Origin of the sequence: Mycolicibacterium agri, assembly GCF_002553505.1 — a bacterium.
GTDB classification, from domain to species: Bacteria; Actinomycetota; Actinomycetes; order Mycobacteriales; family Mycobacteriaceae; genus Mycobacterium; species Mycobacterium agri.
In genome coordinates this window covers 21,271-36,791 of the sequence record NZ_PDCP01000058.1, presented here as the reverse complement: position 1 = coordinate 36,791, position 15,521 = coordinate 21,271, and the positions used below count along the sequence as shown (strand labels likewise).

Sequence of the window (15,521 nt, the reverse complement as noted above, 5' to 3'; positions counted from 1 at the left end):
AGTCAGCGACGATGCGGGCGAAGCCCGAGGAGAAGCTGACCAATCAAACCCCAGTCAGCGACGATGCGGGCGAAGCCCGAGGAGAAGCTGACCAATCAAACCTGAGTCAGCGACGATGCGGGCGAAGCCCGAGGAGAAGCTGACCAATCAAACCTGAGTCAGCGACGATGCGGGCGAAGCCCGAGGAGAAGCTGACCAATCAAACCTGAGTCAGATGGGGTGTCAACGATTTTGTGCGGCGATCGGGCTGCCGCGCAGATCGGCGGCGATCACCCGGGCCGCGGCGTTCTGCCAGTTGTGCAGCGACCGCTGCGGCACCTCGGTGACGAACCACTGCCACGCCTGCCGGGCCACCGGGTCGAGCCCGGCCGCCGTCGCGTTCTGCGCGTAGGCGCGCACCCCGACGACGTACGGGAAGTACAACGCGTTGTAATGCCGCCACTGCTCGGTGGTACCGAACTCGGCGTCGTCGCGCGGCTTGAGCCGGGCGATGCGTTCGGCCAGCAGCGCCCTGAGTTCGTTTGCCCGCTCCAGCGGCTGATCCGGCGCGCCGCGCGCGGCGAGGCGTTCGTCGATGATCGGCAGCGCGGTCAACGGGCTGGCGACGAGCTTGGACAGGTCGCCGTAGTGGCCAAGCGCGCGGCGGGTGAGCCGGACGAAGGTCTCGTCGTCGACCTCGTCGAGCGGGTTGGTCCGCCGCAGCGGCAGCGCGGACTCGGTGCGGCGCAGCGCGGCGCGGTCGGCCCGCAGCGCCGGCGAGCGCGAGAACGCCAGCCGGTCGAGCAGCCCCGCCAGCGGGTCGGCCAGCACGTTGATCGCGATCGCGATCGCCACGCTGGTGAACAACATCACCGTCAACGCCGTCTGCTGGCCGGTCAACGCCATGCCGATCAGCGCCTGCCCGCCGAACAACACCACCACGACACCGGTCGCGACGAAGGAGCGCAGCATGTCGCCGCGCAACGCCTGGCCCTCGTCGAAGGCGTCCCACATCGCGACGGCCACACCGAGCAACGCGACGTCAAACCCCGTCGACGCCAACGCGAGCCAGCTCGGCAGCAAGCCGAGCGGAATGATGATGATGGCGTTGCCGAGCGCAAAGAACAACGTCGCGACGACGACGTAGCCGACCACCGGCCGCGGCTGCCACGGCCCGAACACGGCCCACAGCATGGCGCCCAACGAGGCCAGTGAGATGACGGCGAACATCACCCAATGCCCGAGGCGCAACGGGCCGTCCACATTGCCTGCCAGCGTCGCGCCGCCGAACGCGCCGACGGCCACCGCGGCGATCAGGGCCAGCTCGCCCGCGCGGCTGCGCCAGGTGTCCGACGGCCGCGACAGCTCGAGGAGGACCGCGAACCATGCGATGCCAGGCACGGCCACGAGATAGATCTCGATGACGCCGAGCAGCTCCGACCCGGTGACGATCCGCACGGCGTCGAGCGCCACCACGCACGCGAAGCTGGTCAGGCCGATCGCGGCCAGCACGAGGATCGGTTTGCGCGGGTCACGCGCCAGCAGGTACAGGCCCAACCACCAGCTGAGCGAGAAGACGAGCGCCGACAGCGCAGCCATTCCTCAAGTGTGGCAGAAGGTGTGGCCCGGCCCTCAGCGGCCGTAGCGGCGGTGCCGCGCGCTGTAATCGCGCAGCGCCCGCAGGAAATCGACGCGGCGGAACTCCGGCCAGTAGGCCTCGGTGAACCACATCTCCGAGTAGGCGCTCTGCCACAGCAGAAAGCCCGACAACCGCTGCTCGCCCGACGTGCGGATGACCAGATCGGGATCGGGCTGGCCCGAGGTGTAGAGGTTCTCCGAAATGGCCTCGGCGGTGACGGCTTCGATCAGCTGCTCCCCCGTCGCGCCGTTGGCCAGTTCCTTGCTCAGCAGCCAGCGCACCGCGTCGACGATCTCCTGGCGCCCGCCGTAGCCGACGGCGACGTTGACGTGAAAGCCGCCGTGGCCGTTGGTCGACTCGACGGCGTCGCGCAGCCGGCGCGCCGGCTCCTCGCCGAGCAGTTCCAGGTCCCCGACGGTGCGCACGCTCCACTTGTTCGCCGGTGTGCAGATCTCCTCGACGACGTCGGTGATGATCTCGATCAGCGCCGAGAGCTCATCGGGATCCCGCTGCAGGTTCTCGGTCGAGAGCAGGTAGACGGTCGCCATCTCGATGCCGGAGTCCTGGCACCAGCGCAGCATCTCGGCGATCTTGGCCGCGCCGACCCGGTAGCCGTAGCTGACGTCGTCGTGACCGGCGTCACGCGCCCACCGGCGGTTGCCGTCGCAGAGCACCGCGATATGCCGTGGCAGTTCGGATTTCGATGCCGCGAGACCCTGCTTCAGCCGCATCTCGTAGAGCCGATACATGGGCTCTTTGAGACGAGCGGGAATGATCTCCACGAATATCCAGACTACTGTGGCGCTCGAGAATCACCGAGTGGGCAAATTGGGGGTGACATGACCGCCTCAGTCGATACCGAAGAGCCAGATCGCACAAACCGTTCCGGTGACGGCGCCGAGGACTTCCCCGAGGCAGTCGTCGACCGGGTCGCCCATGCGTTCAACAAGCCGCGGGCGCGCGGATGGATCCACGTCTATGCGGCGGTGGTCGCGCTCATCGCGGGCGCGACACTGGTGTCGGTGTCGTGGGCGTTGGTCGGCGCGAGGGCCGGGATCGCGACGCTGATCTACACGACGACGATCGTGGCCATGTTCGCCGTCAGCGGCGCCTACCACCGGATCAATTGGAAGTCGGAGACGCTGCGCAAGTGGATGAAGCGCGCCGACCACTCGATGATCTTCGTGTTCATCGCGGGCAGCTACACGCCGTTCGCCCTGCTGGCGTTGCCGTCGCAGCAGGGCATGGTGCTGTTCTGGATCGTCTGGGGCGGCGCACTGGCGGGCGTTCTGCTGAAGATGTTCTGGCCGTCGGCGCCGCGCTGGGTCGGCGTACCGCTGTATCTGCTGTTGGGCTGGGTGGCCGCGTGGTTCGTCGGGCCGATCCTCGACGGTGCGGGCGTGACGGCGCTGGTGTTGCTGATCGTCGGCGGCGCGCTCTACAGCATCGGGGGCGTGCTCTACGGCCTCAAGTGGCCCAACCCGTGGCCCGACACGTTCGGCCACCACGAGTTCTTCCACGCGTGCACGGCGGTGGCGGCCACGCTGCACTACATCGCGATGTGGTTCGCCGTCTTCAGCTAGCCCTCACGCCTCCGGCGGGAAAGTTTCGCTCAGCGACACACATCACGCCGAAGTCACGTTTTCGGGGGTCCAATAGGCCTTCATCGCGGCGATCTTGCCGGCGTCGTTGAACGTCATCGTGCTGATGATGTCGATGCGCAACCGGTTGTCGCCGAGGTCGAGCGTCAGCGCCCAGTACCACGCCACCTCGTTGCCGAGAGCCCGCAGCGTGAAGACCTCCGTTGAGTTGTTGCCCGTCGGCACCTTGCTGTAGAAGCCGCGGATGGCCTCACGGCCGATGTGCACCTCGCCGCCGACGGGGTCCTCGACGGTGGCGTCTTCGGCGTACAGGTCGACGATTCCGTCGACGTTTCCTGCGGCGGCGAACTCGAGATAGCGGTGAACGGTCTTGGCGTTGTCCTCAGGCGTCGACATGCGCCGAAGGCTACACGCGGACGCGTGGCCCCCCACCGCAGGTAGGGGAAGCGTAAGTTACACCGCCGCCGCGAGGGCCGCCGCGAGGTCCGCGGTCGTGGCGACGGGCAGGTCGCACACCCGGCCGCGGCACACATAGGCGGCGTCGGCGCCCTCGACCCGGTCGCGGTCGGCCAACAGCTCCGACGAGTTCACCGGGCCGCCGACGACGATCGCGCCGCCCGGCGCCAACTCGCGCGCAGCGGCAAGCAGCGGCGAGTCCGAATCCGTTGTGGCGACTGCGATTTGGATTGGCCCTCGGACGGCGGCCTCCGCGACGGCCAGCCAGTGCCCACCTGACCGCGGCAGCCGGGCCAGCACCGGCGTCGCCGCCGACAACGCCTCGGCGGCAGCCGTCGCGTAGGTGTCGGCGCGCGGCGCAGGCGCCAAATGCGCTGCGGTGAGCAGGGCTTCGGCTATCGACGACGCGCCCGACGGTGTGGCGCCGTCCAGCGGGTCGGCGGGCCGCAGTAGCAGTTGCTCGGCGTCGTCGGCGGTGTCGAACCACCGGCCGGGCCGTTGCGGGTCGGCGAAGTGGTCCAGCGCCGTGTCGATCAGCCCGACCGCGGCATCCAGCCAGTGCTTGTCGCCGGTGAGCTGGTAGAGGGTGAGCAGGCCGGTTGCCAGCGCGGCGTAGTCCTCGAGAATGGCCGCGCTGTCGCCGACGCGCCCGCCGAGGCTGGCGCGACGCAGTCGGCCGTCGACGAGGTGCAGGTCGAGCAGTGCCCGCGCGCATCGCGTTGCGGCATCGAGGAATTCGGGTCGCTGCAGCGCCACGCTGGCTTCGGCCAGCGCGGTGATCGCCCACCCGTTCCACGCCGTGACGACCTTCTCGTCGCGGCCGGGCTGCGGCCGGGTCAGCCGAGCCGCGAGCAGCGTGGTGCGGACACGGTCGAACCGGTCGGCATCGTCGGGGTCGGCGGGCAGCTGCAGCACCGAGCTGCCGTGCTCGAAGGTACCTGCCTTGGTGACCCCGAAAACGGTTGCCGCCCAGCGGCCGTCGCTGTCACCGAGCACCTCGATCAGCTGCGCGGGTGTCCAGACGTAGGTCAGGCCTTCCACACCGGCGGCGTCGGCGTCCAATGACGAGATGAACATCCCGTCGGCGCCGAGTTCGTCGATCATGAAGCGCGCCGTCTCGTTGGTGACCTTGCGGGCCAACGGGTTTCCGGTCCGCCGCGCCCAGTGGGCGTAGGCCCGCAGCAGCAGCGCGTTGTCGTAGAGCATCTTCTCGAAGTGCGGCACGACCCAGGAGTCGTCGACACTGTAGCGGGCGAAGCCGCCGGCAAGCTGGTCGTAGATGCCGCCGCGGGCCATCGCCGTGCAGGTGCGTTCGACGGCGGCCAGCGGAGCCGGGTCGCCGGAGCGTTCGTGAGTGCGCAGCAGCGCCTCAAGCAGGGCCGACGGCGGAAACTTCGGCGCTCCCCCGAATCCGCCCTTGGCGGTGTCCTCGTCGGCCAGCACCGCCGCGACGGCCTGATCGCACAGCGCCGGTTGCACCTCGGGCCCGCCGCCGGGCAGGCCGGAGGCCATCGACCGTAGCTCGCCGATGATGTGGTCGGAGGCCCTCTCCACCTCGTCGCGCCGGGTCCGCCATGTCTCGGCGACGGCTGCAAGCAGTTGCAGGAAGTTCGGCTTCGGGTAGTACGTGCCGCAGAAAAACGGCCGGCCGTCGGGAGTGAGGAAGCACGTCATCGGCCAGCCGCCGTGCCCGGTCAGCGCCACGGTCGCGTTCATGTAGACCGCGTCGAGGTCCGGACGCTCTTCGCGGTCGACCTTGATGCAGACGAAGTTGTCGTTCATCGCGGCGGCGACCTCGTCGTCCTCGAACGACTCGTGCGCCATCACATGACACCAGTGACAGGCCGCATACCCGATCGACAACAGGATCGGCACGTCGCGCTGCGCGGCCTCGGCCAGCGCCTCGGGTGTCCATTCCTGCCAGTGCACCGGATTGTCGGCGTGCTGGCGCAGATACGGGCTGGTGGCGTCGACGAGCCTGTTGCCCGCGGGGCTCATTCTTCTGCCTTGCGCTCGGGGTCCTTGCCTGCGGCGCGGTCCTCGACGTCTGAGTCGCCCGTGTCCTCGTCGCCTTCGAACGACTGCGGCAACCGCTTGAGATGGCGATTCATCGACCGGACCAACAGGAAGGTGCCGATCAGCAGAAGCACGACGATCAACAGCCCGAACGGCGCCGCCTTGCCGAAGTCGGGGCCGGTGTCGCGGGGGGCCTCCTCGGCGAGCAGACCGGCGACGAGCAGGATCGTGTCAGTCATCGTCGGGCTCGATGCCTGCGAACAGATCGTTTTCCGGCAGGCTGACCGGCACCCGCGAACGGGCCAGCTCGAATTCCTCTGTGGGCCAGAGCCTTTGCTGCCACTCGATGGGTGCGGCGAAAAAGTCGCCGTTGGGGTCGATCTGGGTGGCGTGCGCGCGCAGCGCGTCGTCGCGTTGGGGGAAGTATTCGGAGCACTCGACGCGCGTCGTCACCCGGTCGGCGAAGACGTCGACCTCGGGATCCCAATGCGCAAGCCACTTCTCGAACGGACCGGTCTGCCCGTGCTTGGCGAACTCCTCCTGCAGCAGTTGCATGCGCTTCCGCAGGAATCCGTGGTTGTAGTACAGCTTCAGTACCTGCCACGGCTCGCCGGCGTCGGGATAGAGCCGGTAGTCGCCTGCGGCTTCATACGCTGCGACCGACACCTGATGGCAGCGGATGTGGTCGGGGTGCGGGTAGCCGCCGTTCTCGTCGTAGGTGGTCATCACGTGCGGCTTGAACTCGCGGATCACCCGGACCAGCGCCTCGACCGGTTTCTCCAGCGGCTCGAGCGCCAAGCACCCCTCGGGCAGCGGCGGCGGCGGGTCGCCCTGCGGGAGCCCGGAGTCGACGAATCCGAGCCAGTGATGCTCGACGCCGAGAATCTCGGCGGCCTTGCGCATCTCGTCGCGGCGGATCTCGGCGATCCGGCCGTGCACCTCGGGCAGGTCCATCGCGGGGTTGAGAATGTCGCCGCGCTCCCCGCCGGTCAGCGTCACGACCATCACCCGCGCGCCCTCGGCGGCGTAGCGGGCCATGGTGGCGGCGCCCTTGCTGGACTCGTCGTCCGGGTGGGCATGCACCGCCATCAACCGGAGTTGCTTCAAGTGGTTCCTCATCGTCGACAGAGTTCAACCGTTTCGGTAGCCCTATAGTTCCAGTCCTAGTAGATGTATCCAACCGACGGGGCACCGAACCTTTGATAGATCGTCCCGAATCCCGGTACGGACGGCAACGCGCGTCGCGCCGTTCCCGCCGTTTCTGGGTCGCTGGCGTGACCGCGTTTGCCCTGGTGGCGGGGGTGGTCATCGCGATCGTGGGCTGGCAGCGGTTGGGCACCGGCGACGTCAAGGGCGAACTCGGTGCATTCGAAGTGGTCGACGACGAAACCCTCACGGTGACGATGAAGGTGACCAGGGCCGACCCGTCGCGGCCGGTGGTGTGCATCGCGCGGGCCCGCTCAGCCGACGGCGCCGAGACGGGCCGCCGCGAGCTGCTGGTGCCGCCGTCGTCGCAGGCCACGGTCAACGTCACGACCACGGTGAAGTCGACGAAACCGCCGGTTGCGGGCGACGTCTACGGGTGCGGGACGGACGTGCCGCCCTATCTGGTCGCGCCCTGACACGACGTCAGCCTGGTGCTATACCGGTATCGGGTCCGCGACGCAGGAACAAATACGTGGAAACCGGGTGACGTCGCGGTGGTAACATGGCCCGGTACACGGTTCCTGCTGGGGCCGTGTATTGCTGCTTTTGCGCGCTGATTGAGCGCTGGTCGATGTGGCAATACAGCAGGAGCTCCCAGCAGACGACACACGAACTTCCACGCGAAAAGCGCGAAGACCAAGACAGGAGCGCGAAACCATGACCGACACCCAGGTCACCTGGCTGACCCAGGAGGCACACGACCGGCTGAAGGCGGAGCTCGACCAGCTGATCGCCAACCGGCCGATCATCGCTGCGGAGATCAACGACCGCCGCGAGGAAGGCGACCTGCGGGAGAATGGCGGCTACCACGCCGCGCGCGAGGAGCAAGGCCAGCAGGAAGCCCGTATCCGTCAGCTGCAGGAGCTGCTGAACAACGCCAAGGTCGGCGAGGCGCCCAAGCAGTCCGGTGTGGCGCTGCCCGGCTCGGTCGTCACGGTGTACTACAACGACGACGAGTCCGACACGGAGACGTTCCTGATCGCCACCCGCCAGGAGGGCGTCAGCGACGGCAAGCTCGAGGTCTACTCGCCGGCGTCGCCGCTGGGCAGCGCCCTCATCGACGCCAAGGAAGGCGAGACCCGCACCTACACCGTGCCCAACGGCAACACCGTGAAGGTGACGCTCGTCAAGGCTGAGCCTTACCACGCCTGACGCGACCCGGCTGATGCCGTCGCGTTAAAGTGCCGTCCGTGGCGCAGATCGCCGAGGATCTCTTTTTACTGCTGTTGGACAACGCGTCCGCACAGCCTGGACTCGACAAGTCGCGGCGTGAGCGCGTGCTGTCGGCGGCGGTGCTGCTGGATCTGGCGCTGCTGTGCCGCGTACGACCGACGATGAACGGCGAAGCCGTCGCACCCGGTCGGCTGGTGGCGTTGGCGGGTCCGTTGCCGCTGGATCCAGTCATGGATCCGGCCTTCGAGCTGCTGGCGCGCCGGCCGCTCACCCCGTCCGCCGCGGTGTCCAAGCTGCGCCGCGGCATTCAGGACGTCATCGCCGAACACCTGGAGCGCACTGGCCAGATCCGGCGTATCCGGGTGGAGGGCAGGCGGTTTCACCATCAGCCGTACGCCTGGCCGGTGGTGAACCGCGACAGGGTGACGCAGGCGAGGGCGGCTCTGCTGGCCGCGTTGTTCGACCGGCATCCACCGACACCGCCGACGGCCGCGATCGTGTCGCTGCTGCACGCGGTCGACGGCCTCGGCGCGTTGTTGAGCCTCAACGATCGCGGCTGGCGGTGGGTGCACATGCGGGCGGCCGAAATCGCCAGCGGCAGTTGGATAGACGAATACGAAAAGCCGGTGCTGCCGGAGATGAACCTCGCTGTCACCGCGTCGGCGATGCGGGCCGCGTTAACGTAGCGCCTGCTCCAGATCGGCGAGCAGGTCGGCGGGATCTTCGATGCCCACCGACAGCCGGACCAGGTCGTCGGGCACCTCGAGCTGCGAACCCGCGGTCGACGCATGGGTCATCGCACCGGGATGCTCGATCAGCGACTCCACGCCGCCCAACGACTCCGCGAGAATGAAAACCTCGGTACGCGAGCAGAATTCGCGTGCAGCCTGCGCACCGCCGCGGAGCCGCACCGACACCATGCCGCCGAATGCGCTCATCTGCTTGGCGGCGACGTCGTGGCCCGGATGGGTCGGCAGGCCCGGGTAGAGCACCGTTTCGATGGCCGGATGATCGGCAAGGAATTCGGCGACCTTCGTGGCGTTCTCGCTGTGTCGCTGCATGCGCAGCACGAGCGTCTTGAGCCCGCGCATCGTCAGATAGGCGTCGAACGGGCCCGGCACCGCACCGGCGCCGTTCTGCAGGAACGCGAACTTCTCGTCGAGTTCGGCGTCATTGGTCAGTAGCACGCCGCCGACGACGTCGGAATGCCCGCCGATGTATTTCGTCGTCGAGTGCAGCACGATGTCGGCGCCCAGCAGCAGCGGCTGCTGCAGCGCGGGAGAAGCAAAGGTGTTGTCCACCAATACCTTTACGTTCGAACCGCCGGCGATCTGGGCAATGGCGTTGATGTCGGCGATCGACAGCAGCGGATTGGTGGGCGTCTCGACCACGATCATCTTTGTTTGCGGTGTGATGGCCGCGCGCACCGCGTCGAGGTCGGACAGCGCGACCGCCGTATGGCTGATGCCCCAGTGCGTGAACACCTTGTCGATCAGCCGGAACGTACCGCCGTATGCGTCGTCGGGGATCACAACGTGATCTCCGGGCCGCAGCACCGCCCGCAGGGCACAGTCGGTGGCGGCCATCCCCGAGCTGAACGCGCGTCCGAACTGCGCTTCCTCCACCGCGGCCAGCGACGCTTCCAAATGCGCGCGGGTCGGGTTGCCGGTGCGGGCGTATTCGAATCCGCCGCGCAGTCCGCCGACGCCGTCCTGGGCGAACGTCGAGCTGGCGTAGATCGGGGCGTTGACGGCGCCGGTCTGCGGGTCGGGCCGGTACCCGGCGTGGATGGCCTTCGTGGCCAGGCCCTGCCACCTGCTGTTCTCACTCATCCCGCCCAGGGTAACGACGCCCGGTGCGGGGCTATCGCCCAGCCGCTGTTCCCGGCTCAAATCGGTCGGATAGGGCTGGTGCTTTTGGCTGCGGCCGCTTGCGCAAGGTGTAGGAATGGACCATGAGTACAACCGCCCGCATCGATGACCTGCTCGACCTCGACTCGCTGCTGACCCCCGAAGACAAGGAGTTGCGCCAGACCGTTCGCCGGTTCGGCGAGCAGCGGCTGCGGCCGCACGTCGCGGAGTGGTTCGAGGCGGGAGAGGTGCCGGTCCGTGAGCTGGCCGCCGATTTGGGCAAGCTCGGCGTGCTCGGGATGCACCTGCAGGGCTACGGCTGCGGCGGCTCGACGGCGACAGCGTACGGGGTGGTGTGCCAGGAGCTCGAGGCCGTCGACAGCGGGCTGCGCAGCCTGGTGTCGGTGCAGGGCTCGCTGGCGATGTTCGCCATCTACCGGCACGGCAGCGAGGAGCAGCGCGAGCAGTGGTTGCCCGCGATGGCCACCGGCGACGTGATCGGCTGCTTCGGGCTGACCGAGCCCGACTTCGGGTCCAATCCCGGCGGCATGCGCACCACGGCCCGCCGCGACGGCTCCGACTGGATTCTCAACGGCTCGAAGATGTGGATCACCAACGGTTCGGTCGCCGACGTCGCGATCGTGTGGGCTCGCGCCGAGGAGGGTGTCCTCGGTTTCGTGGTGCCGACGGACACGCCGGGCTTCAGCGCCAGGGAGATGACCCGCAAGCTGTCGCTGCGGGCGTCGGTGACCTCCGAGCTGCATCTCGACGACGTGCGGCTGCCCGCGGACGCGCAATTGCCGCAGGCGCGCGGTCTTTCGGGTCCGCTGGCGTGCCTGTCGGAGGCCAGGTTCGGAATCGTGTTCGGCGCCGTCGGGGCCGCGCGGGACTGCCTGCAGACGACGCTGGACTACGTCGGCAGCCGGGAGGTGTTCGACAAACCGCTTGCGGGCTACCAGATCACGCAGACCAAGATCGCCGACATGGCCGTCGAACTGAGCAAGGCGCAGCTGTTGGCGCTGCATCTCGGCCGGCTGAAGGACGAGGGCCGCATCCGGCCCGAGCAGATCAGCGTCGGCAAGCTGAACAACGTCCGCGAGGCGCTCAAGATCGCCAGGGAGTGCCGAACCCTGCTCGGCGCCAACGGGATAACGCTGGAGTACCCGGTCATCCGGCACGCGAACAACCTCGAGTCGGTGCTCACCTACGAGGGCACGTCCGAGGTACACCAACTCGTCATCGGTGAGGCGCTGACGGGTGTCAGCGCCTTCCGATGAACTGCGTCTACGGGGTGAGCGGTGCTACCTGCGCTCCGGTGAGCCGCCGCCACGCGTAGACCTCGATCAGCGCCACGACGGGAATGGCGACCAACAGACCGACAAGGCAGACCAGGGCGCCGACCGCTGCGGTCACGAGCATGACCAGCCAGGTCAAGAACACGTTGCCGAAGTTGTTCTTGCTGAGGTCGAAGCTGGCCTTCACCGCGTCCACCGGTGACAGGTTGCGATCCAGCAGGGCGACCACGGTGAACAACAGCATGATGCTGGCGATCAGGCCGGGGATCACGCACAGGAACAACCCGATCGTCGTGATGATGCCGACGATCAACCCGGCGATGACGACCTGGCCGATGCTGCGCGGCCGGAAGAACGATCCGACCGACACCTGCTGGCCGTTGGCGATGTCGAGCACACCGCCGATGTAGCCGGATTGGATTGCCGCACCGACGATCAGCGAGACGAACCATCCGACTATAGCGACGAGGATTCCTGCCAGCCCCATGGAACTGGTGCTCCACGAGTACGAGAATCCACTGTCGTCGGAGGTGTAGCTGGTCACCCCGGGACTGACCGCGGACTGCAGGAAGTTGATGATGAGCTGCAGCGCGATGACGATCAGCCCGTAGACGAGCGTTGCGATGATCAGCGGCCCGGCGTTCTTGCTGAACTTGTTCCACGCCCACGAGAACGCATCGCCGACGCTGTAGGCCTGTGCGCCACCGAATCCGGGCGGCCCGCCCGGCGCGGGTGGGTAGCCCTGGTGGAATCCGGGCGCCCCTGGCGGAGGTGGCGGCGGATAGCCACCGCCGTGCGGAGGAGGAGGTGGATTCGTCATTAGACCTTCCGTAAGTGGGAGTTAAAGGGGCACAGCGACTGTCGAGATGATCTTGTCCACGAGTGTCTGCCGCCTGTCGTCCCACAGCGGAAACAGCACGGCAATGAGCCAGATGATCCCGCACAGACCCGCGAACACAAGATAGATCAGCTCGCGTACCACCGACATACCGAAACCGATTGGCTGGCCGGTTTTTTCGCTGACAATCTTGAACTTCATGATGGACTTGCCGATGCTCGAGCCGGTGGTGCCCTGGCGGTAACCCATGTTCCAGACCACATACGCCAGCCCGATCAAGGCGGCCAAGAAGATGGAAAGCTGACCGACTGTCGACGCGCCCGTCGCGCAGAATTCACCGAGCTGGTATTCGGAAGTATCAGTGACACAGGCTGTCTCACGGGTGCCGATCAACAGCAGCCAGCCGATGCCCATGATGATTGCGTACGGGATGTAGTCGATGATGTAGGCCAATACCCGTGTACCCCACGGCGTATAAGCCTCTTTCGGCAATGCGCCCACCGCTGCCGCCCCGTATCCCGGCCCGCCTTGCTGTCCAGGAAAGCCCCCACCATGTGGCGGTGGCGGCGGTGGATAGCCCCCTTGCGGCGGCGGAGGAGGAGGCGGGTAATTACCGGGCGGCGGTGGGTAATTGCCGGGGGGATCGGTCATCGACGCTCTCCAGTTCCTTTGCTGGGACGAGGCGTGCCCTAATGTACCCGAGAGGTTGCTGTCAACAGGGATTTTGGCAAGAACCATGCCCGGGGTGTTATCCGACCGGAATCGAGTGTGAACCCGCGTTGGCCGCGACGTTACCGGCGGGAGTTGCCCTCGGAGAGAAAGCCGAGGAGGTCGTGGCGAGTCAGCACGCCGACGGGTTTGCCTTCCTCGACGACCATGAGCGCGTCGCAATCGCGCAATGCCTTGGCCGCATGGCTGACCAGTTCGCCCGCGCCGATCAGCGGCAGCGGCGGCGACATGTGCTGCGACACCGCGTCGGCCAGCTTGGCCCGGCCCTCGAACACCGCGGAGAGAAGTTCACGTTCGGACACGCTTCCGGCCACTTCGCCGGCCATCACCGGCGGTTCGGCGCCGACCACCGGCATCTGCGAGACGCCGTACTCGCGCAGGATGCCGATCGCGTCGCGCACGGTCTCCTGCGGATGGGTGTGCACCAGATCGGGCAGCGCGCCCGACTTGCCCCGCAACACATCGCCGACGGTGGCCTGGTCGACCGTGCCGTCGAGCCTGTTGCGCAAGAAGCCATACGACGACATCCACGCGTCGTTGAAAACCTTTGACATGTAACCGCGTCCGCCGTCGGGCAGCAGCACGACGACAAGCGAGTCAGGGCCTGCCTTCTGTGCAACCTCGATCGCGGCGACGACCGCCATGCCGCACGATCCGCCGACCAGCAGGGCCTCTTCGCGGGCAAGCCGCCGTGTCATGTCGAACGAGTCGGCGTCGGAGACCGCGATGATCTCGTCGGGCACGCTGGGGTCGTAGGCGGCAGGCCAGAAGTCTTCCCCGACGCCCTCGACGAGATACGGCCGGCCGGTGCCGCCGGAATACACCGAGCCTTCCGGGTCGGCGCCGATGACGCGCACCCGCCCGCCCGATACCTCTTTCAGATACCGGCCCGCACCGGTGATGGTGCCGCCGGTGCCCACGCCCGCGACGAAATGGGTGACGGTGCCGTCGGTGTCGTTCCAGATCTCCGGTCCGGTCGTCTCGTAGTGACTGGCCGGGCCCATCGGGTTGGAGTACTGGTCGGGCTTCCACGCGCCCTCGATCTCTTCGACCAGACGGTTGGACACGCTGTAATAGCTGTCCGGGTGGTCCGGCGGGACCGCCGTCGGGCACACCACAACCTCAGCGCCGTAGGCGCGCAACACATTCTGCTTGTCCTCGCTGACCTTGTCCGGGCACACGAAGATGCATTTGTAGCCGCGCTGCTGGGCCACCAGCGCCAGCCCGACACCGGTGTTGCCCGATGTCGGTTCGACGATGGTTCCGCCGGGTTTGAGCTCGCCGCTGGCCTCGGCCGCGTCGATCATCTTGACCGCGATGCGGTCCTTGGAACTGCCGCCCGGATTGAGGTACTCGACCTTGGCGACGACCTTGCCCGCGCCCTCGGGCACAACCGAGTTCAGCTGAACCAGTGGGGTGTTACCGATGAGCTCACTGACGTGCCGGGCGATGCGCATACGTCCATCGTCTCAGGCCGCGAAAAGCGCTACCAGGTGGCCTCGCGGATATAGTCGCCGACCTGCCGCAGCGACCGCGTGGCCTCCTTGACGGCGGGCGCGGCGATCTGGAACACGTGCATCTGACCAGGCCATACCCGGACCTCGACCGGCACACCCGCCGCGGCCAGCATGCGGGCGGCCTTGCGTGCGTCGTTGAGCAGAACCTCCGAGCCCGACACGTGGATCAGCGTGCGGGGCAGGCCGGGTTCGATGTGTTCCAGCGGCTCGTAGATCTTCTCGGGCTCACCGTCGACGATGTTGCGTTCGGCGGCCGCCTCCACCAGCTCCACCAGGGCGTGAAAGGCCTTCGGCGGAAACATCGCATCGGAATGGATGTTGGGGTGGTTGGCGCGTGACTCGTTGTCGATCTCGAACAGCGGCGACAGGGTCACGATGGCCGCGGGCGTCTCGCTCGCAAGACCCTCCCGCTGCAGCCGCTCGGCCAGCGCGAGCGCGAGGTAGCCGCCGGCCGAGTCGCCGGCCAGCACGATCTGATCGGGGTCATAACCCCGCAGCCGCAGCCACTGATAGGCGTCGTAGCAGTCGTCGAGCGCCTGGCCGACCGAGTGCTTGGGGATCATCCGGTAGTTGACGACCAGCACCGGGCTGTCGGCGAACTTCGACAACGCCTCGACCAGCCGGCCGTGGGTGTTCACACCGCACGTTAAAAACGCGCCGCCGTGCATGTAGACGACGACGCGTCGGTTGCCATCGGCGGGCAACACGCCCGCCGCACGGACCAGCTGGGCGTTGCAGTTCGGCAGGGAGATCGTGGCCCGCACGGTGCCGGGCGCGGGCTTGATCAGGCGGCAGGCGGCGTCGACGAGCCCGAACGGCCACGGCAGGCGCGGAGCGTGGCTGCCGATAGCTAGAGTCGGCCGAATCGTCAGCATTGCGGCCAACGCAAGGAGCCGTCCACCCAGTGACGGACCGTCCTCGACGACCTCTACCGGCGCGCCGTCGCTGACCGGAAACTTACGCGGTTTGCGCCCTCTAGCTGCGCTGATCGCAGCACGGGGCGTGCTGGGAACTTTACTGGGTGCCGTCATCGCCACCACTTCCTACGCCGCTTCAGTGCCTGGGTGGCGCGATTCTCGGCCAACCCCGGTAACTTAGCTTGACACTCACACAGAGTTCAACAATCGAAGAAACTGTTTCGATACCGGAGTTGATACCGCAATGTGACCGCTGATCCACCCCCGCCACGCGGATAGCCCCGAATTTCATCAATAAACTGGTT

General features: G+C 67.3%; 16 protein-coding genes. 5 read left to right on the top strand and 11 right to left on the bottom strand.

Annotated elements, in window-relative coordinates:
* Positions 1 to 222: 222 nt before the first annotated feature.
* The gene (locus tag CQY20_RS24570) at positions 223 to 1,578 is read right to left on the bottom strand and encodes a hypothetical protein (RefSeq protein ID WP_097942682.1); all 1,356 of its coding nucleotides are present in this window, start codon (positions 1,576 to 1,578) and stop codon (positions 223 to 225) included.
* 33 nt (positions 1,579 to 1,611) lie between these two features.
* On the bottom strand, positions 1,612 to 2,400 hold the full coding sequence (locus CQY20_RS24565; protein ID WP_097942681.1) for a (2Z,6E)-farnesyl diphosphate synthase: 789 nt from the start codon (positions 2,398 to 2,400) through the stop codon (positions 1,612 to 1,614).
* A 57-nt stretch (positions 2,401 to 2,457) separates the two neighbouring features.
* Here CQY20_RS24565 and trhA point away from each other — a divergent pair, with 57 nt between their 5' ends.
* Complete coding sequence (gene trhA, locus CQY20_RS24560; protein WP_097942680.1) at positions 2,458 to 3,201, top strand: PAQR family membrane homeostasis protein TrhA; 744 nt, start codon at positions 2,458 to 2,460, stop codon at positions 3,199 to 3,201.
* A gap of 42 nt (positions 3,202 to 3,243) precedes the next feature.
* Here trhA and CQY20_RS24555 read toward each other — a convergent pair whose 3' ends face one another.
* The 4 genes from CQY20_RS24555 to mca are packed head-to-tail and all read right to left on the bottom strand — an operon-like array spanning position 3,244 to position 6,798.
* Positions 3,244 to 3,615, bottom strand: a complete 372-nt coding sequence (locus CQY20_RS24555; protein ID WP_097942679.1) for a nuclear transport factor 2 family protein — start codon at positions 3,613 to 3,615, stop codon at positions 3,244 to 3,246.
* Between the two features lie 57 nt (positions 3,616 to 3,672).
* On the bottom strand, positions 3,673 to 5,673 hold the full coding sequence (locus tag CQY20_RS24550; RefSeq protein WP_097942678.1) for a thioredoxin domain-containing protein: 2,001 nt from the start codon (positions 5,671 to 5,673) through the stop codon (positions 3,673 to 3,675).
* Positions 5,670 to 5,930, bottom strand: a complete 261-nt coding sequence (locus CQY20_RS24545) for a hypothetical protein (RefSeq protein WP_097942677.1) — start codon at positions 5,928 to 5,930, stop codon at positions 5,670 to 5,672. The genes CQY20_RS24550 and CQY20_RS24545 overlap by 4 nt, the downstream gene beginning before the upstream one ends.
* Positions 5,923 to 6,798, bottom strand: a complete 876-nt coding sequence (gene mca / locus CQY20_RS24540; RefSeq protein WP_097942688.1) for a mycothiol conjugate amidase Mca — start codon at positions 6,796 to 6,798, stop codon at positions 5,923 to 5,925. The genes CQY20_RS24545 and mca overlap by 8 nt, the downstream gene beginning before the upstream one ends.
* Before the next feature lie 92 nt (positions 6,799 to 6,890).
* Between mca and CQY20_RS24535 the strand changes: the two genes are divergently transcribed.
* The 3 genes from CQY20_RS24535 (at position 6,891) to CQY20_RS24525 (ending at position 8,756) form a co-directional block, all read left to right on the top strand.
* A complete protein-coding gene (locus CQY20_RS24535; protein WP_097942676.1) occupies positions 6,891 to 7,313 on the top strand; it encodes a DUF4307 domain-containing protein in 423 nt (140 codons plus the stop codon).
* Positions 7,314 to 7,554: 241 nt separating this feature from the next.
* On the top strand, positions 7,555 to 8,049 hold the full coding sequence (gene greA / locus CQY20_RS24530) for a transcription elongation factor GreA (RefSeq protein ID WP_097942675.1): 495 nt from the start codon (positions 7,555 to 7,557) through the stop codon (positions 8,047 to 8,049).
* A 38-nt stretch (positions 8,050 to 8,087) separates the two neighbouring features.
* Positions 8,088 to 8,756, top strand: a complete 669-nt coding sequence (locus tag CQY20_RS24525; RefSeq protein ID WP_097942687.1) for a GOLPH3/VPS74 family protein — start codon at positions 8,088 to 8,090, stop codon at positions 8,754 to 8,756.
* Here the strand turns inward: CQY20_RS24525 and CQY20_RS24520 are convergent.
* Positions 8,748 to 9,902: a cystathionine gamma-synthase gene (locus tag CQY20_RS24520; protein ID WP_097942674.1), complete on the bottom strand. Its 1,155-nt coding sequence runs from the start codon at positions 9,900 to 9,902 to the stop codon at positions 8,748 to 8,750. The two genes, CQY20_RS24525 and CQY20_RS24520, sit on opposite strands and share 9 nt — an antisense overlap.
* A gap of 122 nt (positions 9,903 to 10,024) precedes the next feature.
* Here CQY20_RS24520 and CQY20_RS24515 point away from each other — a divergent pair, with 122 nt between their 5' ends.
* Positions 10,025 to 11,197, top strand: a complete 1,173-nt coding sequence (locus tag CQY20_RS24515; protein ID WP_097942673.1) for an acyl-CoA dehydrogenase family protein — start codon at positions 10,025 to 10,027, stop codon at positions 11,195 to 11,197.
* 7 nt (positions 11,198 to 11,204) lie between these two features.
* Here CQY20_RS24515 and CQY20_RS24510 read toward each other — a convergent pair whose 3' ends face one another.
* The 4 genes from CQY20_RS24510 to CQY20_RS24495 all read right to left on the bottom strand — a co-directional run bounded on the left by CQY20_RS24510 (position 11,205) and on the right by CQY20_RS24495 (position 15,330).
* Positions 11,205 to 12,035 carry a DUF2189 domain-containing protein gene (locus CQY20_RS24510; RefSeq protein ID WP_097942672.1) on the bottom strand — a complete coding sequence of 277 codons (831 nt, stop codon included), beginning with the start codon at positions 12,033 to 12,035 and terminating at the stop codon, positions 11,205 to 11,207.
* Between the two features lie 21 nt (positions 12,036 to 12,056).
* Positions 12,057 to 12,704, bottom strand: coding sequence for an Rv1078 family RDD domain-containing protein (locus tag CQY20_RS24505; protein WP_097942671.1), 648 nt, complete (start codon positions 12,702 to 12,704; stop codon positions 12,057 to 12,059).
* Between the two features lie 140 nt (positions 12,705 to 12,844).
* Positions 12,845 to 14,239 (bottom strand): cystathionine beta-synthase, encoded by a 1,395-nt coding sequence (locus CQY20_RS24500; RefSeq protein WP_097942670.1) that lies wholly within the window; start codon positions 14,237 to 14,239, stop codon positions 12,845 to 12,847.
* A 29-nt stretch (positions 14,240 to 14,268) separates the two neighbouring features.
* On the bottom strand, positions 14,269 to 15,330 hold the full coding sequence (locus CQY20_RS24495; RefSeq protein WP_097942686.1) for an alpha/beta hydrolase: 1,062 nt from the start codon (positions 15,328 to 15,330) through the stop codon (positions 14,269 to 14,271).
* Positions 15,331 to 15,521 lie beyond the last annotated feature (191 nt).